At 72.5% G+C, this 19,625-nt stretch carries 13 protein-coding genes; 9 read left to right on the forward strand and 4 right to left on the reverse strand.

What is annotated here, in order from left to right:
* Window positions 1–64 precede the first annotated feature (64 nt).
* Window positions 65–472 (reverse strand): pyridoxamine 5'-phosphate oxidase family protein, encoded by a 408-nt coding sequence (locus ACN27J_RS03730; protein WP_421363573.1) that lies wholly within the window; start codon window positions 470–472, stop codon window positions 65–67.
* Window positions 473–1,072: 600 nt separating this feature from the next.
* Here ACN27J_RS03730 and ACN27J_RS03735 point away from each other — a divergent pair.
* From ACN27J_RS03735 to ACN27J_RS03750, 4 genes are all read left to right on the forward strand, one after another.
* On the forward strand, window positions 1,073–1,906 hold the full coding sequence (locus ACN27J_RS03735) for a hypothetical protein (RefSeq protein WP_421363574.1): 834 nt from the start codon (window positions 1,073–1,075) through the stop codon (window positions 1,904–1,906).
* Between the two features lie 385 nt (window positions 1,907–2,291).
* Complete coding sequence (locus ACN27J_RS03740) at window positions 2,292–3,872, forward strand: hypothetical protein (protein WP_421363576.1); 1,581 nt, start codon at window positions 2,292–2,294, stop codon at window positions 3,870–3,872.
* Window positions 3,869–5,347: an NADH-ubiquinone oxidoreductase-F iron-sulfur binding region domain-containing protein gene (locus ACN27J_RS03745; RefSeq protein ID WP_421363579.1), complete on the forward strand. Its 1,479-nt coding sequence runs from the start codon at window positions 3,869–3,871 to the stop codon at window positions 5,345–5,347. Before ACN27J_RS03740 ends, ACN27J_RS03745 begins: the two co-directional genes overlap by 4 nt.
* Before the next feature lie 81 nt (window positions 5,348–5,428).
* A complete protein-coding gene (locus ACN27J_RS03750; RefSeq protein WP_421363581.1) occupies window positions 5,429–6,001 on the forward strand; it encodes a hypothetical protein in 573 nt (190 codons plus the stop codon).
* A 17-nt stretch (window positions 6,002–6,018) separates the two neighbouring features.
* Here the strand turns inward: ACN27J_RS03750 and ACN27J_RS03755 are convergent, their stop codons facing one another.
* Complete coding sequence (locus ACN27J_RS03755) at window positions 6,019–10,572, reverse strand: HAD-IC family P-type ATPase (protein WP_421363583.1); 4,554 nt, start codon at window positions 10,570–10,572, stop codon at window positions 6,019–6,021.
* Between the two features lie 239 nt (window positions 10,573–10,811).
* Here ACN27J_RS03755 and ACN27J_RS03760 point away from each other — a divergent pair, with 239 nt between their 5' ends.
* From ACN27J_RS03760 to ACN27J_RS03775, 4 genes are all read left to right on the forward strand, one after another.
* On the forward strand, window positions 10,812–12,659 hold the full coding sequence (locus ACN27J_RS03760) for a S8 family peptidase (protein ID WP_421363584.1): 1,848 nt from the start codon (window positions 10,812–10,814) through the stop codon (window positions 12,657–12,659).
* Between the two features lie 27 nt (window positions 12,660–12,686).
* Complete coding sequence (locus ACN27J_RS03765; RefSeq protein ID WP_421363586.1) at window positions 12,687–14,171, forward strand: hypothetical protein; 1,485 nt, start codon at window positions 12,687–12,689, stop codon at window positions 14,169–14,171.
* Between the two features lie 220 nt (window positions 14,172–14,391).
* The gene (locus ACN27J_RS03770; RefSeq protein ID WP_421363588.1) at window positions 14,392–15,480 is read left to right on the forward strand and encodes a trypsin-like serine peptidase; all 1,089 of its coding nucleotides are present in this window, start codon (window positions 14,392–14,394) and stop codon (window positions 15,478–15,480) included.
* Between the two features lie 267 nt (window positions 15,481–15,747).
* Window positions 15,748–16,625, forward strand: a protein-coding gene (locus ACN27J_RS03775; RefSeq protein WP_421372099.1) for an IS5 family transposase whose coding sequence is annotated in 2 segments (ribosomal slippage) — window positions 15,748–16,137 and window positions 16,140–16,625 — 876 coding nt in all. Because the reading frame shifts where the segments join, the coding sequence is not laid out codon by codon here.
* An 18-nt stretch (window positions 16,626–16,643) separates the two neighbouring features.
* On the opposite strand, the gene ACN27J_RS03780 is transcribed toward ACN27J_RS03775, so the two are convergent.
* Window positions 16,644–17,357, reverse strand: coding sequence for a methyltransferase domain-containing protein (locus tag ACN27J_RS03780; RefSeq protein ID WP_421363590.1), 714 nt, complete (start codon window positions 17,355–17,357; stop codon window positions 16,644–16,646).
* 70 nt (window positions 17,358–17,427) lie between these two features.
* Window positions 17,428–17,616, reverse strand: coding sequence for a DUF2795 domain-containing protein (locus tag ACN27J_RS03785; RefSeq protein WP_278168951.1), 189 nt, complete (start codon window positions 17,614–17,616; stop codon window positions 17,428–17,430).
* Window positions 17,617–17,812: 196 nt separating this feature from the next.
* Here ACN27J_RS03785 and dnaK point away from each other — a divergent pair, with 196 nt between their 5' ends.
* Window positions 17,813–19,597: a molecular chaperone DnaK gene (dnaK, locus tag ACN27J_RS03790; RefSeq protein WP_421363592.1), complete on the forward strand. Its 1,785-nt coding sequence runs from the start codon at window positions 17,813–17,815 to the stop codon at window positions 19,595–19,597.
* Window positions 19,598–19,625: the final 28 nt, after the last annotated feature.

The following is a 19,625-nucleotide window of genomic DNA, read 5'->3' on the forward strand; positions in this document are numbered from 1 at the left end:
TCGGTTCGCCGCGTTGCTCGACATGGCCACCCCGTCGGCGGTGATCCGCGTGACGTCGCCCGGATCAGACGTTGCCGAGCCGGCGGGTGACCGTGATGACCAGCACCACCCGCTCCGGGTTGGGGCGCGGTACCCGGTACCGCAGGGCGTAGCGCTGTTCCGCGTCACGGACCGTCGGCGGATCGTCGTGGAGCCGGGCCAGGCCTTCCAGCGTCGACCATCGCTTGCCGTCGACCTGGCAGACGGCCACCCGGGCCCCGGTCGCGCCGGCGGCCCGCACGTGTGCGGCCTTGCGGGACCGGGTGGAGGTGATCACCCGGGCGACGCCGCTGTCCGGATCGAAGGTCACTCCGACCGGAACCACGTGCGGGCTTGCATCCGGGCGCAGCGTGGTCAGCGTGCACAGGTGCCGTTCGCGCCAGAAGTCGCGCAGCGCGTCGCTGATCTCCGGCCCGGCAGCAGATGTCGTCACCCGTCGTATTCTGGCACCGTGGGCGCCGGTCGGCGGTCCCGACGCGCCCGTGCCGGCGCTGGCAGGTCCGGTGTCGGTGCGGTTGGTGCCGGATCGGCTGCGCTGAGTCGCGACTCAGCAACGGGGTGCCGTACCGACTGTCGAACCAAGCAATTGCTAGTCCGCTACAGCGCGTCCAGTAATCCTTTTCGCAGGGTGCGCGAGTAGTGTGTGTCGGCGGGGCGGCGCGCCTTAACGTCGGTCTCCCGCAAGAGTCGGCTGCGTCGCCCCACCTTCGAAACCGGCCGTCGGCGACGGACCCGGTGGTCCGCCCCGGTCGCGGTCCGGTCGCCCCGGGTTCCATTGACCCGGTCCGTTGCCCCGGCGCCCGTCGATCGGATGATCTGTCGACCGGGTTGAACCGTCCCCGTCGGACCGCCGTATGCATGGTCGAGACAGCGGCGGAAACCGTCGACGCCTCACCGAACATCCTCCGACAGTGTCTGGTGGCCTCACGCTCGGGGCGCCGCCGGACACGGGCCGCACGGCCCACCGGGACGCCGTCGATCGAGCGGCGCGGCTACCGGCAACTGTCCCCAGAAGGGTTGGGTTGTCAGTCCCATGTACTCGCGTTCTCCCCGGCGGAGGGTCGACCACCCGGTCGGTCCCTCGCCGTTGAACTCCCGGCGGTGGAAGGTGGCCGGCACGGTCGGCCTGGCGGCTGTGATCATGGGGGCCGGCCTCGGCCTCGCAGCGGCCGACACCTCTGCCGCAGACGACGTGGGAGTGATCGTCTGTCCGAGCGTGGTGGACCGGTTGCCGGCGGTGCCGGCGGCGGCGCGGGCCGAGGTGGACCGGAATCTGCGGGCGCTGGAGACGCAGCTTGCGGAGGCCAACGCGCGGTTGGTGAGCAGTCAGGGTCAGGGTGGTCCGAACTTCGTGGACAACGCGATTCTTGGTCCGTTGGCGAGTAAGCGGACGGCGGCGATCGAGCGGATCGCGATTTCGATCGGTCGGCAGGGGCAGCGTCCGGCCGGCCTCGACCAGCTCGCCACCTGCGAACTCGTCGCCGCCGGCCAGACCGGTGGAAGCGGCGTCGACGACGGCGCGGCGACCACCCCGCCGGCCGGCGCGCCCGAGGCTCCGGCCGCCGACGGCGTCGGGACGATCGTCTGTCCGAGCGTGGTGGACCGGTTGCCGGCGGTGCCGGCGGCGGCGCGGGCCGAGGTGGACCGGAATCTGCGGGCGCTGGAGACGCAGCTTGCGGAGGCCAACGCGCGGTTGGTGAGCAGTCAGGGTCAGGGTGGTCCGAACTTCGTGGACAACGCGATTCTTGGTCCGTTGGCGAGTAAGCGGACGGCGGCGATCGAGCGGATCGCGATTTCGATCGGTCGGCAGGGGCAGCGTCCGGCCGGCCTCGACCAGCTCGCCACCTGCGAACTGCGGGAGGACTGACGGCCGACACAGACAGGTTCCCGCCGCTCACCCGGGAACCAGCCCCTCCGGCGCCGCCCTCCTCGCGGTCGCCGGAGGGGCATCTTAATTTCGGCTTAGAATCTTTTGTGACCACGCGGTGACTTTGTGTGGATGTGAGCGCGTTTCTGCACGTGGATTGAGTGGTAGGTAGCGGGATGATTCCGGCAGACCAGTGACCTCACAATCAAATCCCGGCGCCGTTCATCCGTCGACGCCTCAACTACGTAGATGCAGAGGGACGGCACTGGAGCGGGCGAAACGACCGGGAAGCGGTACGGTTTCTCCGGCGCCAAGCCAAGGGCAGGGCACTCGCGGTGGACCGGGCGGATGAGTCCGGCCGGTGCGGGTGTGCGGATGGCACCGAGTGGAGATCGAGGAGCAGATGGCGCGGACGAACCAGAACCAGCGACCCGCCGGCCCCAGGACCGAACTCTCCGGCGGGCGACAGCCGTCCCGCCTTTCGGTCCTGATTCTCTCGGCGTCGGTGCTGGCGGCCTTCTGGGCACTGGCGATGCTCACGTCGGCAGGCCGGGTCGCGTACGTCTACGCGTTCTTCTTCCTGGATTTCTTCGGTGGCGTCTTCGCCCTGGTGGCGCTCAGCATCACGGTGATGGTCGGGCTGCTGGCGACCGACCGGATCGTGCTGCTGCCCCGGCACCGGGTGCTGCTGCAGTCGGCGCACCGCACCACCGGGATCATGGCGATCACCTTCCTGGTGCTGCACGTCATCACGCAGATCACCACCGGTGCGGTCTCCGCCGTCGGGGCGTTCATCCCGTTCCTGGGCGGCGGTCAGGCGATCTACGTGGGCATGGGTACCCTCGCGGCGTACCTCATGTTCGCCATCATGTGGACCGGTCTGGCGCGGGCCCGGTGGGTCGGTGTGGGCCCGCCGTGGCTGTGGCGGGCGCTGCACAGCGGTGCCTATGTCGCCTGGCCGATCGGGATCATGCACGGACTCGGCACCGGCCGACCCCCGGCGACCTGGGTGACGCTCAGCTACGTGATCTGCCTTGTGCTGGTGGTCATCGCCCTGCTGGTGCGGTTCGCCACCGGCGTGGGCAAGAAGAAGCCGTTCGTGTCGCAGGCCACCGGCACCTCGATGAAGCCGGTCGGCAAGATGGCCGACGACTCCCGGTCCGGGTCCGGATCGTCACGCCGTCGGAGCGGCCGGGACGACGGAATCAGCCTGGAACCGGCGACCGCCCGCTTCGCGTCGTTCGGCGACCGTGGTGCGGACATGATCGATTCGTGGGCGCCGGCCGGTGCCGGGCGCGGCGCCTCCACCCGGTCCGCCGACCGGTACCGGGTACCCGAGGTGGGACGACCCGCACCGCGGTCGCGTCCGGCCGCCGCCGAGGACTCCCGGGAGTACCGCCGGTCCGACTCCGGCCGCGGTCGCTACGCCGAGGAGGAGACCGGCCGGGGCCGGTACGCCGAGGACGACGCCGGCACCCGCCGGCGCTACGCGGAGGAGCCGGACCAGCGGCGCTACGCCGAGCCGGACGGCGGTCGGCGGCGCCAGGCCGCCGACGACGGTGGCTACGAGCCCCGGCGTTCGGTGGCGGAGACCATCGGCTCCCGGGGCCGCTACGCCGACGACCGGCCGGTCTCCGGCGCCGGTGCCCGCAGCCGGTTCGCCGACGACCGGCCGGTCTCCGGCGCCGGTCCACGTGGCCGGTTCGACGACCGCCCGGTCTCCGCCGAGCCGGCCCGTGGTCGGGCGGCGCGCTACCGGGCCGAGCCCGATCCGGCTCCGGTGGACCGGGAGATGGATGACTACCTGCCGGCAGACGACACCCCGACGCTGGTCGATCTGGCCTCCCGGCGGGCCCAGCGGGCGGCTGCGGCAGAGTCCGCGGGCAGCCGGCGGTCCCGGCGACGTCGGGACGCGGAGGACTCCGACGACGAGTACTGGACGCAGCTTCGAGGAGAGGCGAATTGAGCACGGCATCGGTCCCGCCGGTCGCCACCGTCGGCCCGCCCCGGTTGACCGCCGGGTTCGAGGAGTTCGGTCGGCTCGATCTGCGGGCGCACGAACAGGTGCACGGCGGGGTCGGACCACTGTCGGTCGACGACCTGATGCGGCTGGCCGAAGCGATCGACCTACGGGGACGGGGCGGTGCCGGTTTCCCGTTCCACCGCAAGGTCAAGGCGGTGCTCGAGTCAGCCGACAAGCAGGACAAGCCGGTTGTCGTCGTGGTCAACGCCACCGAGGGGGAGCCGGCGAGCTGGAAGGACAAGGTGCTGCTCACCCGGGCCCCGCATCTGATCCTGGACGGTGCCGCGCTGGCCGCGTACGCGCTGGAGGCCGACGAGATCGTCATCGGTGTCGCGGACGACGGCGTCGGCGGCGCGTCGCTGTCGGCGGCGCTGGCCGAACGGCGGATGCCGGTGCCGGCCAGCATCGTCACCGTCCCGCACCGGTTCATCTCCGGCGAGGGCGGGGCGCTGGTCCGGGGCATCAACGGTCTGCCGCACATCCCGCCCGGCGTCAAGGTCCGGGCCAGCGACTCCGGGGTGTCCGGTCTGCCGACGCTGCTGTCCAACGCGGAGACGTACTCCCAGCTCGCCATCGCCGCCCGGCTCGGCCCCTACGAGTACGGCGCGGTCGGCCTGGCCGACGAACCGGGGACGGTGCTGCTGACCATCGGCGGGTCCGCCGCCCGTCCGGCCGTGGTGGAGTGCCCCACCGGGACCCCGCTGCGGGACATCCTGGAACTGTGCGAGGCGCCGGTCGGCCCGGGGCTGCTGATCGGTGGGTTCCACGGCAAGTGGATCACCCCCGAGGCGGTGTCCGTGGTCGACGTGTCCCGGCAAGGTTTCACCAAGGTCGGTGGCACGATCGGCGCCGGCATCACCATCCCGCTCGGCGGCAGCACCTGTCCGATGGGCGAGGTCGCCCGGGTGGTGCACTACCTCGCCGGTGAGTCGGCCGGGCAGTGCGGGCCCTGTCGGCTCGGCCTGCCGGACCTGGCCCGCACCGTCGACTCCCTGGTCATCGGCAGCGCGGCGGTCGACATGGTCCGGGCGGCGGCGAGTGTGGTGAAGGGCCGAGGCGCCTGCAGCCATCCGGACGGCACGTCCCGGTTCGCCATCTCGGCCCTGGAGGTGTTCACCGAGGATCTGGCCGCGCATGCCCAGGGCGACGGCTGCGGCAAGCCGGTCAAGGGTGTCCTCCCGCTGCCGGCTGACGCGCCGTCCGGCGGCACCAAGCGACTGAGTGTGGACTGGACCCGGTGCGACGGGCACGGCCTGTGCGCACACGTGGTTCCGGAGTTCATCCGGCTCGACGCGAACGGCTATCCGGCCTTCCCGCCGTCCCCGGTGCCGGTGTGGTTGGAACCGGGTGCCCGCAAGGCGGTCAACATGTGTCCGGCGCTGGCGTTGCGGCTCGGCGAGGGCAAGGGCGGCCACTGACCGCAGCCGCCGGCCGTGCCGCGTCGCCACCGGCGCAGCCGGTGGCTTCCCTTCCCGGCCGGCTGCTGAGACACTGCTGTGGTGTTGAAAGATGTCGATTCGCCTCGGGTGTCGCGGCGACGCGTCGCGGCGTGGTGGCTGGTACCGGAGCTGCTGGTGCTGATGCTGCTCGCGGGAGGCTTCCACTACTCGACCGCGGCTGCGGCGCCGGTGTTGACCGAGGCACAACTGCGCGACGACGCCGCGCTGCGGATCGCGACCACCATCGAGCAGTCCACCGCGGACGAGCACGCGGCGCACGGTCACGAGGTCAACCCGGACGAACGGATGCTGTGCACCGCGGAGGTCTGGCGACTGGACCCGGCCACCGCCCGATCCGACGAGGTGGGCACGGCCTACGGCTACTACCTGTGCGCGACAGGTACGCCGGGCACGCCGTACCTGCTGTCCCGGATGAACGCCGGCCCGATCGTGGCCCGGCTCACCGATCCGCCTGAGCTGACCGTCACCCAGCTCGATCAGGACTTTCGGACCCAGGTCGAGGCGATGATCCCGGCGGAGTTCGTCGACCAGGCGTTCAAGGGTTTCGCCGACCCGCAACGCGCGGACGGGCTGCGGCAGCGCTTCGAACGCCAGATCAGCGCGGCGGCGTAGGTCGACGAATCCGGGTGTCAGACCGGGGCCGGGGCGTCGGGGCCGGTCGGGCGCAGCCGGCGCACCGGGCGGACGGCCCGGCGTACCCGGTGACCGGCACCCCGGTGGGCGACGTCCGTTGTCAACCGGCCCAGTCGGGTCCGGCGGAGCCGTTCGATCCGTTCCAGCGGCAGCAGCCCGAGCCCGGCCGCGGCGACCGCCGAACCGCCGACGATCGACCAGCCGACCGGTCCCAGCGGACGGCAGCCGAAGAACTGACTGACCACCGGCGTCTGCACCACCCCGAACAACGCCCCGAGTGACACCCCGGCCGCCGCCAGCACAGTCGGATCACCCTTCGCGGCGACCGCGGTCTGCGCCAACTGGGCGGCCACCAGCGCGGCGAGTGCCACGCTGCCGGCGCGGGCGGGGGTGCCGGTGAACCGGGCGGCCAGCCAACCTCCGGTGGTGGCCAGCGCGGTCGCCGCTGCCCGCCGGGCGACCTGTTGGTTGAGGCTGGCGCCGAGCGACGACTCCGGTCCCTCACGGGCGAGTTCGTCGGCGCTGATCCTCCGTGGTGGGCGCGACGCCACGGCGATCGCCGGCAGCAGGTCGGTCATCAGGTTGACGAACAGGATCTGCCGGGGGTTGAGTGCCTGCTGGCCGGAGATGAGCGAGCTGCCGACCGAGAAGAGGATCTCCCCGAGGTTGCCGCCGAGCAGCAGGGCGAGAGCCTCGCGCACCGACACCCACATCGCCCGCCCCTCGGCCACGCCCTCGGCGATGCTCTCAATCCGGCCGTCGACCACGATCATGTCCGCCGCCTGGCGGGCGGCGCTGGTGCCGTGATCGCCGAGGGCGATTCCGACGTCGGCGAGTTGGATCGCCGGCGCGTCGTTGGCGCCGTCACCGGTCACCGCGACGACCCGGCCGGCCTGGCGCAGCGCCCTGACCACGGCGACCTTGTGGGCCGGACTGACCCGGGCGAAGACCGCTGTCCGGGACACCAGTTCGGGCAGCTGGTCCGGTCCGGCGGCGTCGAGGTCCGCCCCGGTGACCACCGCGCTGCCGTCGAGCAGGCCGAGTTGCGAGCCGATCGACTCGGCGGTGCTCGGATGGTCACCGGTCAGCATCACCACGGTGATCCCGGCGCGGCGCAACCGCCGGACGGCGTCGGCGGCGGTGTCGCGTGGCGGGTCGGCCAGGCCGAGCAACCCGTGCAGCTCCAACCGGTCGATCCGGTCGTCGTCGAGATCCCGGCGACCGGATGCGACCCGACCGGCGACGGCGAGTACCCGCAAACCGCTGCGGGCCAGCCCGTCGATGGCCAGGTTGATCTCGCGGCGGCCGGCGTCGTCCAGCGGCACCACTCCGTCGGCGCGGCGCCAGGTCGCGCACCGCGGCAGCACCGTCTCCGGGGCGCCCTTGACGCTGATGACGGCACCACCCGGGCAGGTACCGAGCACCGCGTGGAAGCCCCGGCCCGGCTCGAACGGCAACTCGGCGAGTGGCTCCCACCCGTCGGCGCCTTCCCGGATGCCCACCCCGGCCGAGTACGCGCCGTCGACCACCGCCTGGTCGGTCGGGTGGGGCAGTTTCTGATCGCCGTCCGGAACCGGAGTGGCCCGCAGCGCCGCCGACAGAATCCGTCGCAGGTCGGAGCCCAGCGCGTCGACCGGCTCGGTTCGGCGGCCGTCGCAGACACTCTGCAGCCGGATCGATCCCTGGGTGAGGGTGCCGGTCTTGTCGAAGCAGATCACGTCGACCCGGCCGAGCGCCTCCATCGCCCGGGGATCCCGGATCAGCACGTTGTGCCGGGACAACCGCCGGCTCGCACTGAGCTGGGCGGCGGTGGCGACGAACGGCAGTCCTTCGGGGATGGCGGCGACGGCGAGGGCCACCGAGGACCCGACCGATTCGGCCAGCCGGCCCCGCAGCAGCCCGCTGCCAAGGGTCGCCGCAGCGGCAGCGAGCGCGGTCGGCACCGACGCCGAGGTGATCTGCCGCAGCCGGGCCTGCACCCCGCCGCGTGGGGATTCGTCCTGCACCTGGTCGATGGAGCTGCCCGCCTCGGTCGACCGGCCGGTCGCCACCACGACGGCGGTGGCCGTGCCGGCGGCCACGGTGCTGCCCGCGTACACCATGCTGGTCCGGTCGGCGACCGCGTCGGCTCCGGTGCCGTCGACGGTCTTCGCCACGGGGACCGATTCACCGGTGAGGCTCGACTCGTCCATCTCCAGGCCGTTGGCGGTGACCAGTCGGCAGTCGGCGGGCACCGAGTCGCCCGCTTCCAGACAGATGAGGTCACCGGCCACCAGGTCCTCCGCCGGGCGGACGTGCTGTTCGCCGTCGCGCTGCAACCGCACCCGCAGGGCCCCGGCGCTGAGCAGCCGGCGCAGCGCCCGCCCGGCCGCCATCTCCTGGGCCCCGGCGAGTAGCGCGTTGGCCATGATCACCGAGAGGACCATGACGGCGTCCACGGTCGATCCGGTCATCGCCGACACCCCAGCGCCTGCGGCCAACGGACCGGTCAGTGGCGTGTCCAGCTCGGCTGCGGTGGCCTGCCACAGGCCCCGTCCTGGCCCGTCGTCGGGTTGGCCACCTGACTGTTCGGCCTGCCGCTGCCGGGCCTGCACGTCGCTGAGCCCCTCGGTCGAGGAGCCGAGCCGGGTGAGCACCTCATCGACCGGCATGGCGTGCCAGGGTGCCCGGCTGCGCGGCGCGGGTGTCGCCCGCCCGCGCAGCCCGTGGGCCGCCCGGTGCCCGATCGCCAGGTTGACCAGCCCAGCCACGTTGTCGATCAGTAGCGACCGCGAGCCGCCACGAGGGCTACCGTCGAGCACGCCGAGCGCGGCGGCGGCGACGGAGCCGAGCATGGCCCGCCGGGCGCTGTCGGTGCTCACCGAACGGGCCAGCGCCGTCGCCTCCAGCACCAGCCAGGCGGTCTCCAACCCGGGCGCGCAGATCAGGTGGGCACCCCACGGCGGGCGGCGGGCGGCGGCCTGGACCACCCCGATTCCGCAGTCCGCGGCGGCCAGGGCGACGTCGTTGCGGGCGGCGATCAGGGCGACCCCGTGGCCGGCCTGCTGCAACGTCCGTAATGAGGCGGCCAGTTTCGATCCCCCGGCCACCGTCCCCGCCGCCTGGCAGCGGCTGGCGAGCATGCTGCCGGTCGGGCCGGTCGCCGGACTGCGGCCGGCCCGGCTGCGGCCCGCGATGAGCAACTGGCCGACCCGGCGGGCTGCCGTGGTGAGCGCCTCCGCCAGCGGGTCCAGCTCGGCCTCGGCGCGTACCAGGGCCATCGGCCCCCCGTGCCGCGTCAGCACCAGCAGGTCGCCGCCGGAAGTCCCGGCCCGGTCGCCGTCCGGCGGGTCACCGCGGCCGAGCCGGTCCAGCAGGTCGGCTGGCAACGCATGGGTGAGCCGGTGCGGAGCGGTCAACGCCCATCCGTCGGTGGCCTCGCCGCCGTCCGGTCCGCCGGTGGTCGGTCGGGGCTGGTCACGGCCGTCCCCCGGGTCGGTGGCGGGATCGAGCAGCCGGGCAGCGATCCGGCGGGCCTGCTCCTCGGTACCCCTGATCGGAACCACCGCGGTGACCAGGGTGCGGCCGGTGAGCAGCACCGAGGCGTCGATGATCACGGTGTCGACGCGGTCCAGCCGGCGCAGCGCGGCGGCTTCCCGCACCACCACGCCCCGCCGGGCGAGGATCCGGCCGAGCTCACCACAGTAGGCGTCACGGCCGGTCCGGGCGCTGCGCGGGGACGCGACTGCGGTGACCCGGGCGGCACGCTGCCGGCCGCCCGGCAGCATGGTGAGCATTCCGGCGGTGACCAGGGTCAGCGTGCTCATCCGTTGGGCGTACCGCTCGATCGGGCCGTCCGGCAACGGTCGAGGGCGGGCCGGCGCCGGCAGCGCCGGTGCGCGACTGCTGTCCGGGTCGGGATGCAGTTCGTGGGCCCGGGCGGCCCACACCTTGTGGTAGGCGGAATCCTCGGCGATCAGCGCGACCCGCAGTACGGCATCGGTGAGGCTGGTCAGCGGGCGTTGCGAGGCCGCTGCCACGGCGGTGCTGAACAGCGCCTGGCCCAGGTCGGCGCCGACCGGGCCGAGGGTACGGCGCAACCAGGAACGCAGCTGCGGTACGTGTTCGAAGGCAGCGGGCAGCGCGGCGAGTTCGTTGGGTAGTGCGGGCAGCCGGAGCACCTTGCCGACGGCTCCGACGCCGGCGCCGATCAGATCACCGGCCAGTGACACGGCGTTGCCGAGGCCGGCATCAACGTGCGTGGTGCCGGTTGCTTGCGGGGCGACGCGCCGCTCCGCGGCGGCGAGCGCGGCGACGAGCCGGGAGTTGCCGATCACCTCGGGGTCGAACCGGACCACCATCCGGCCCAGCGCGCCGTTCCAGGCCGCCCAGTGCACTCCGTCGACCTCGTGCAGGGCCTGTTCCAGTCGCTGCACGTCGGCGATCGCCCGACCATGGTCGTCCGTGCTGACCTCGAGATGGGCGTGGCCGTCGTAGGCCCAGGCATGCCGGGCGTGGGCCATCCGGCGGTGCCGTACCGAGCTGATGGTGGCTGCCGGACGCTCCAGCACGGGCGTCACCTCCCTGGCGTCGGTCCGCCCCGGGGGGATGACGGTCAGCGCTGGCTCTCGTCTTCTCACCGTAGGGCCGGGCGATGCGTAGCTGAGTGGGTTTCCTGTTTTCGGGGCCGGTGGCCGGTCCGGAAGGGGGCTGATCTGTCACTTTGAGTAGTTGTTTCGTCGCTCTATGCTTGAGATGGCCGCTGTGGTCGTCGATCGGCCGTCAGCGGTGCTGGTGGGAGGGGACCGCCGTGACGCAGCCGGATGACTGGGACAGCCGTACGCTGATCGCGCTCGCCGGCCGCCCCCGGGCCGCTCCCGGTCTCGTCACGGTGCTGCGCGAGGTGGCCTTCCGGTACGGTGACCGGCTCGGCGACGCCGAGCGTGCCGACCGCGACGGCGAACCGCAGTGGCACCACCGGGTCCGGCAGGCGTTGGACCGGCTGCGCGTCGCCAATCTGGTCACCGGTGGCCGGACCTGGTCGTTGACCGACGCCGGTCGGGCACGGGCTACGCTGCTGGCCGGCCACGGGCCGTCGGCCGTGCCGGCCTCGGACGGGCCGGCCGCCACCGGCGGCAACGACACCACCGGTGCGCCCGGTCCGGACCGTCCAGCGCCGCTCGCCGCGCCCGGGGTGATCACCGATCCGTTGCGGGCGGTCACCGGGCGGCAGCGCCTCGGCTTCCCAGTCGGTCCGGACGAGCCGGTGCCGGTGCTGGTCGCGGTCAACCTGCACTTCGCCGGTGGGCCGCAGCGCGCCACCGAGCAGTTGGCCGGACTCTGGTTCCGGGTCACCGCGGGTCGGCACCCCCGGCCACTGGCCGGCGAGTACGTCGTCGGGGAACTCAGCGTCAACCAGATGAAGCGGCTGGTAGCGGCGGACACCGTTGTCGGCGATCCGGATCAGCGAAGCGTGCACCGGATCTGGCCGGACTTCCCGGTCCGGCCGCAGATCGACGTCTCGGCGGCCACCATCAAGGCGGACGCCGCCCGGCGGACCTTCAACGCCACCGGCGAACGGATCGTCTGGGCGGTGGTCGACTCGGGCATCGACGCCCGGCACCCGCACTTCGCCAGCTACGCGACGCTCAGCGCACCCGAGGTCCGCGACCTGCACCGCAGCTTCCCGCCCGGGGCGCGACCCCGGGCGGGCGACGCGCTGACCGATGACAGCGGCCACGGTACCCACGTCGCGGGGATCATCGCCGGCGGCGTGGACGACTGGGTGCGCCGACATCCGCAGCGGACGGTACGGGTGATCGAGCACCGCTACGACATCGACGATCCGGCCGTGCCGGTCCCGGTGTCCCGCCCGGTGGTCGACCCGGCCTCGATGGTCGGTGTCGCGCCGCTGACCAGGTTGGTCAGCCTGAAGGTGCTGCACGGTGGAGGTGATCTCACCGAACGGGTGTCGCGGGTGATCGCCGCGCTGGCCTACGTACGCGAGGTCAACGCGCGCAGCGACCGGGTGATGCGCATCCACGGGGTCAACCTCAGCGTCGGGTACGAGTTCGATCCGGAGTGGTTTGCATGTGGTCAGTCCCCGCTCTGCCGGGAAGTGGACAAACTGGTCCGGTCCGGGGTGATCGTGGTGACCGCCGCCGGGAACTCCGGGTACGGCGCGGTTGGCGCGCCGTTCGGCGTACCGTCGCGGTTCGCGCTGGGTGCGACGATCAACGATCCGGGCAACGCCGAACGCGCGATCACGGTCGGGTCGACACACCGCGACATGCCGCACACCTACGGGGTGTCCTACTTCTCCTCGAAGGGGCCGACCGGCGACGGCCGCCGTAAGCCGGACCTGGTCGCTCCCGGCGAACGGATCGTTTCCTGCGCGGCGGGTGCCCGGCTGACCACGACCGAGGACGGCGGCCCGGACCCGCACATGGCGGTCTACCTGGAGGAGTCCGGTACGAGCGTGGCGGCGCCACATGTTTCCGGTGCGGTCGCTGCGTTCCTGTCGGTGCGTCGGGAGTTCATCGGCCAGCCGGAGCGGGTCAAGCAGATCCTGCTCGACACTGCCGTGCCGCTCGGCCGCGACCGGCACTTCCAGGGCCATGGGCTGGTGGACCTGATGCGGGCACTGCAGTCGGTGTGACCACCGGTGGCGGCGGAAAGGGGACCGATGACGGACCGACGGATCGGCGGTCTCCCGTGGTGGGAGCTGTGCTTCGACGCCGCAGGGGATCCGGACCCGGTGTCGGTGACCGCGCTGCTGTCCGGTGCCCGTGCCCGTGGTGTCACCGATCTGGTGGTGCTCGCGCACGGCTGGAACAACGATCGGGATGTCGCTGACGCGCTCTACGCCGCCTTCTTCAATCTGCTCGCCGGCCAGGCGCGGCGGGCGGGACCATGGGCGGAGAGTCTCGGGCTGGTCGGCGTGCACTGGCCGGCACGCCGGTGGCCCGACGAGCCAGCACCGGACTTCGAGCCAGCCGGCGCGGCATCGCCCGGTCCCGGTCCGGCCGGGCTCGGCGGCGCAGCTGCCGGGGCAGGTCCGGTCGGCCGGCGTCGCGGCCCGGACCGTCCCCGACCGGCGGGTCTGGACGACGAGACGCTGAACGTGCTGCGGGCCACCTTCCCCGCTGGCGCGCCGGCCCTGGACCGGATGGCACACCTGCTCCGCACCTCGCCCACCCGGCCCCGGGTGCGAGCCTTCGCCAACGAGCTCCGCCAGTTCGCGATGGTGACCGCCGACGGTTGCGGCGACGAGGGCGACTCAGTACCGACCCGCCCGGAGCTGGCTGGGGCCGGCAGAGCTGCGGACAATCCGGCTCCGGTCGGGCCCGCACCGGCGCTGCCCGCGATGCTCGATGTGGACCCGGTCACGCTGTACGCCCGCTTCCTCGACGAGCTGCGGCGCTGCCACACCCCACTGGACGCGGCGGCGGTCGGCGGCGCGGCCGGGCTGGCGGACCCGCTGCGCGGGATCTGGTACGGGGCCAAGGAGGCGTTGCGGCAACTGACCTACTGGCAGATGAAGGGCCGGGCCGGCCGGGTCGGGCGGGTCGGCCTGGGGCCGCTGCTGACCCGGCTCGCCACGGTGGCGCCGTCCGTGCGGATCCACCTGGTCGGGCACAGCTTCGGGGCCCGGCTGGTCAGCTTCGCCGCCGACGCGGCGCAGCCGGCGGTCGGCGGCGCGGTTCGCCCGGTGCGGTCGTTGACCCTGCTGCAAGGGGCGTTCTCCCGGTTCGCCTTCGCCCCGGCGCTGCCGTTCGATCCGGTCCGGTCCGGTGCCCTGGCCGGCCTGCCGGCCCGGATCGACGGGCCGGTCTCGGTCTGCTTCTCGACCAACGACTCAGCCCTGGGCGTGTTCTATCCGCTCGCCTCGCTGGCCGCCGGGGATGACGCCGCAGCGGCCCCGGCGCTCGCCGAGCGGTGGGGGGCACTCGGCTTCCACGGTGCCACCGGCGTCGGTGCCCGGTCGTTGCCGCTGGCGGCGGCAGGCCACGGCGGCAACCGACTTGAGCACCGGCGGGTCCACAACGTGGACGCCACCGCCGTCGTGCGTCGCGGTGGGCCACCGGCCGGCGCGCACAGTGACATCGTCCATCCGGAACTCACCTGGCTGGTCCTGGCGGCCGGCGGGCTGGTGCCGCCACCGGGCTGAGTGAATGAGTGTCACGTACGCGGGTCATCGGCAACCACGTTCAGTGCCAGTTGTGATTCCGCTTCTACATAGCTATCCAGCTGGGTGGTGTCTATCAGCTGTGGGACTTACTCCAGGTAGTCATGCGGACGCGTTCCGGTGCTGACTTTGTCCCGTACGTGTTACATGCTGTGGGGGTATCGCATCGACTCAGATGCACCCACCGACGAAAGGCCACCGCATGTCCTCACCACACCTGCGCCGGTCCGGGGTCGTCGCGCTCGCGACGCTGCTCGCCACGGTGGCGCTGGTCGCACCGCGACCAGCCGCCGCGGCACCACACAGTGGTCTCGGTGCGGTCACCACCGCCGAGGCTCCGGTGTTCGACGGACGGCACAGCGGCAGCGCCGCCGATCCGCAGCGGGTCCGGGACTACTGGACCCCGCAGCGGATGCGCGACGCCCGGCCCGCCGACCAACTGCTCCGTGACCTGTCGCCGCCGGCGCGCCGGGGCACCGCGCCGCAACCCGGGCGGCAACCGGCCGGCACCGTCGCTCCCGTAGCCCCGCACCGGCCGGTCCCGGCGGCACCGGCCGCCGCGGGCCAGTCCACCGGCGCGGGCGAGTCCGCCAGCGACAGCGCGGCATCCGACGGCGCGCTGGCCGTCAACGCCTCGGCCAGCGTCGGCAAGGTCTTCTTCCGCAACCCGGTGAACGGCTACGACTACGTGTGCTCCGCGGCGACGGTCAACAGCGCCTCCCGGCTGCTGGTGATGACCGCCGGGCACTGCGTACACGGCGGCAGCGGCGGCACCTGGATGCAGAACTGGACCTTCGTCCCGCGCTACAACTACGGGGCCCGGCCGTACGGCACCTGGTCGGCGAAGTACCTGACCACCTTCACCGCCTGGGCGAACAACAGCAACCTGGACCGTGACGTGGGCTTTGTGACCGTCCGGCCCAGCGCCGCCGGCCAACGGGTCGTCAACGTCGTCGGCGGCAACGGCCTGTCCTGGAACTACAACTACCAGCAGTACGTCACGATCCTGGCCTACCCGGCGGCGGCGCCGTACGACGGTGGCTGGCAGCAGTACTGCCGGGGCACCACCAGCCGGCCCGGATTCTGGCCGTTGCTGGAGAACCGCATCCAGTTGCGGTGCGGCTTCACCGGCGGGTCCAGCGGCGCGCCGTGGCTGCGCAACTACGACGGCAGCCTCGGTTATGTCAACGGCGTGATGAGTACGCTGAACCCGAGCACTGGGTGGAACAAGAGCCCGTACTTCGACACCGCCGTCTACAACGCCTACGCGTCGGTCGCCGACCGGGTCTGACCCGGCCGCCGACGGCGTCTCCCAGCGGTCCGTCCGACGCGGCGGCCCTTCCAGTTCGACGCGTCGGCCTTCCCGGCTGGAACGGGCACAGCCCGTTCCAGCCGGGATCGAACGTGCCCCGTCGGCGACTAGGGCGTGTATCAAAGTCGGCCGTGGGCGGGTGACGACTTTCGGCGTGTCGCTGCCCGGTAAACAGCGAGGTCTCCGGTAGACGGCTTATCGACCAAGACGAACCATCAACACGGAGACCTCGTGACCAGCGTAGCGGTGACGAGGCGGCACGACCTGACGGACGCGCAGTGGGCAGTCCTGGAGCCTCTCCTGCCCACCGCACGCCGACCGGGCCGACCGCCCGCATCAACGAAACGGCAGCTCATCGACGCGATCCGGTGGCGGACCCGGGCCGGCGCCCCGTGGCGGGACATCCCCGACCACTACGGCTCCTGGGCTGCGGCGTACGCCCTGTTCCGCCGGTGGCAGCGCGACGGGACCTGGGCACGGATCCTGACCGCGTTGCAGGCCCTGGCCGACGCGGCGGGACGGATCGTCTGGGACGTGTCCGTGGACTCCACGATCAGCCGAGCGCACCAGCACGCCGCCGGAGCGCGTAAAAGGGGGATCTGCAGGCCGAACCACCCGGCGGTACCGGGTCGGAACCCGACGACCACGCGTTGGGGCGTTCCCGTGGCGGACGGACCACGAAACTGCACCTGGGCTGTGAACAGGGACAGAAACCGCTGTCGATCGTGCTGACCGGCGGGCAGCGTGGCGACAGCCCGCAGTTCACGACGGTCCTCGACCGAATCCGGGTGCCCCGGCTCGGGGCCGGTCGGCCCCGGACCCGTCCGGACCGGGTGCTGGCGGACAAGGCGTACACGTCGAAGGCGAACCGTGCCTACCTGCGTCGACGGGGTGTCGCCGCGACGATCCCGTCGAAGGCCGACCAGGACGCCAACCGGCGGAAGAAGGGGTCGAAGGGCGGCAGGCCGCCGGCCTTCGACCCCGAGATCTACAAGCAGCGCCACGCGGTCGAGTGCGGGATCAACCGGCTCAAGCGCAACCGTGCCGTCGCGACCCGCTACGACAAGCTCGCGGTCCGGTACGAGGCGACCGTGCAGGTCGCGGCGATCAACGAGTGGCTGTGACCGACTTTGATACACGCCCTAGTCGAAGAACCGGGCGAGATGACCGGGTGACGGGTCGGGATCGTTCGCACGGGCGGCGACCAGATCGGCGAAGACCGTGGCCCCGTCGCAGGAGGCGTGCTGGGGATACCAGCGTCCAGCAGTCCCCGGCTGCTGGCAGACGCCCTTGATCGTCTGCAGGTCGAAGAACCGCAGGTGGGTCGGATCCGCGACCGCGTTGACATGCCGCCACCACGGCGAGAGCACATGCAGCACACCGCCGGGACGCAGTACCCGGTGGCACTCGTCGATCAGGCGCAGGTAGTCGGGCAGGTGCTCCAGCACGTGCACCGCGAAGATCTGATCCGCTGCGTTGTCGCGCACCGGCAGGCCGTCACGTAGATCGGCGACGACCGCCACCGCCTTGCCCGGTCGCTGGTCCAGGCCGATGTTGCCGGGGTACTGCGGGCCGTCGCCGCAGCCGATGTCCAGGATCACCGGCTCGGCGCCGGCGACCCGGACGCGGTCCCAGACCCCGTGCACCCCCGCCAACCGTCCGATCGCCTCGCGGACCCGACGCAGCGCCGCCTCGTCGGCGACGTCGCCGGTCAGATGCGCGACGCCACCGTCGAACCGGACCTCGACGTCGAGGTCACGCAGTCGGGGATCGGCGGCCAGCAGATCGATGGCGGTGGTGGTCAGGTAGCCGTCGTGCAACCGGTGCCGGGCGCTGGAGAATTCCGCGTAGAACACCCGACGCCGGTACCCGGCGTCGACCGGACGAAACGCGGTACGTCCGCACCGCCCGTCGTGCGTCGGAGGTTCAACCAGGTCGGCCGAGCTCGGCCAGCAACTGCTCGGCGTCGACGAACCGCTCGGCGGGCAGCGCCCGTAACGCCTGCAGCAACGCGGTGTCCGCGCCGAGTTCCTGGGCCCGCCGGAGCAGGTCCTCGCGGGAGAGCGGGAAGTCCAGGCCGTCGACGTAGTCGGGGAGCCGTGGTGCGTCGGTCATGGCGGCAGCGGTACCCGGCCCCGGGCCGGTCCACGCCTGCCCGCCGGACATCAGGTGACCGGAGCCCGGTCGCGCGCCCGGCTGTCACCGGGCCGAGCTCACTCCACCCGGGTGACGCGGCGTCATCCGGGCGGCTGCCACGATCACTAACAGCTCAACCGGTCCGCGCCGGACGCCGGTACGAGGGGGGACGGTCATGCCGCGCGCAGTGGGAATCGACCTGGGCACCACCAACTCGGTCATCGCCGCGGTCTCGGGGGGCCGGCCCACGGTCGTACCGAACGCGACCGGGTCGCGGACCACTCCGTCGGTGGTGGCGTTCACCGAGGCCGGCGCCCTGCTGGTCGGTGACGCCGCCTGCCGGCAGGCGGTGCTCAACCCGCACGGTACCGTCCACTCCGCCAAACGTTTCGCCGGACGGCGCTACGACGAGGTCGGCCGGGAGGCCGCCGAGGTGGTGTTCGACGTGGTCGGTGACGGCGGTCTGGCCCGGTTCGACGTCAAGGGCCGCCGGTACGCCCCGGAGGAGATCAGTGCGCTGGTGCTGCGCAGCCTCATCGACGAGGCGGCCAGGACGCTCGGTGAACGGATCGACCGGGCGGTGGTCACCGTACCAGCGCATTTCGACGATGCCCAGCGCACCGCGACCCGTGAGGCCGGCCGACTCGCCGGCCTGGAGATCCTGCGCCTGATCAACGAGCCGACGGCTGCCGCGCTGGCCTACGGGCTGCACCTGCGTCAGCGGCAGACGATCCTGGTGGTCGATCTCGGCGGCGGGACCTTCGACGTCAGCGTGCTGACCGCGGGTGACGGCACGGTCGAGGTCCGCGCCGCCGCTGGCGATACCCACCTGGGCGGTGACGACTTCGACCACCGCCTGGTGGAGCACCTGGTCGCCGAGTTTCACCGGGACCACGGCATCGACCTGGCGGCGGATCCGCAGACCCGGCGGCGGGTGATCGAGGCGGCACGGCGGGCCAAGGAGGAACTGTCCGCGGTCACCGAGGCGGAGGTCAACCTGCCGTTCGTCGCGTCCGACGCCGCGGGTCCCAAACACCTGCGGACCCTGATCGACCGGCCGTCGTTCGACGAACTCACCGGTGACCTGGTGGAACGCTGTCGCAATCCGGTGGAGCAGGCGATGCGGGACGCGCGGGTCGCCCCGGCGGACCTCGACCAGGTGCTGATGGTCGGTGGTGCGACCCGGATTCCGGCGGTGCGCGACCTGCTGCGCCGGCTGGCCGACGGTCAGGAGCCGCAGTTGCTGATCAACGCCGACGAGGTGGTGGCGCTCGGCGCCGCAGTGCAGGCCGGGCTGCTCATCGGTACGGGCGGACCCGCCCGGTTGCGTGACGTCACGCCGCTCGCCCTCGGACTGCAGGCACACGACGGGACGATGGCGACGATCATCGAGCGCAACACCGCCATCCCGGTCCGCCGGACCCAGATCTTCTCCACCGCGGAGGACGGCCAGACCAGCGTCGACGTCGTCGTCCGGCAGGGCCAGCGCCGACGGGCGGCGGACAACCGGGTTCTCGGGCGGTTCCGGTTGTCCGGAATCCGGCCGGCGCCGCGCGGGGTGCCCCGGATCGAGGTCACCATCGACACGGACGCCGACGGAATGGTGACGATCTCAGCGCGCGACGCCGACGGCGGTAGCCGTCAGTCGATCGTGGTGACCGAGATCGTCGAGCCACGGTCGCCGGCGGGCGACGCCGGGCCGGTGGCCGCCGCCACCGACCCCGCCGGGGATCTGGAGTCACTGATCGAGCTGGTCGAGCAGGAACTGACCGGACCGGCCACCGGAGTACCCGCCCACGAGCGCACCCGGGCCCGGATGCTTCTCGACGACGCCGGGGGCGCGTTGCGTGAGCACGCCCCGGTGGAGCGGCTGCGGACGCTCGCCGCGGAGCTGCGACAGGTCGCCGTCGTGTTCGTTCCGGCGATTGCCGATGCCGTTGGTCGCACCGAACGTGACTAACTGATCAACCGGCCGGCCGCGTGTTCCG

The organism is Solwaraspora sp. WMMB762, assembly GCF_049179115.1.
Lineage (GTDB): Bacteria > Actinomycetota > Actinomycetes > Mycobacteriales > Micromonosporaceae > Micromonospora_E.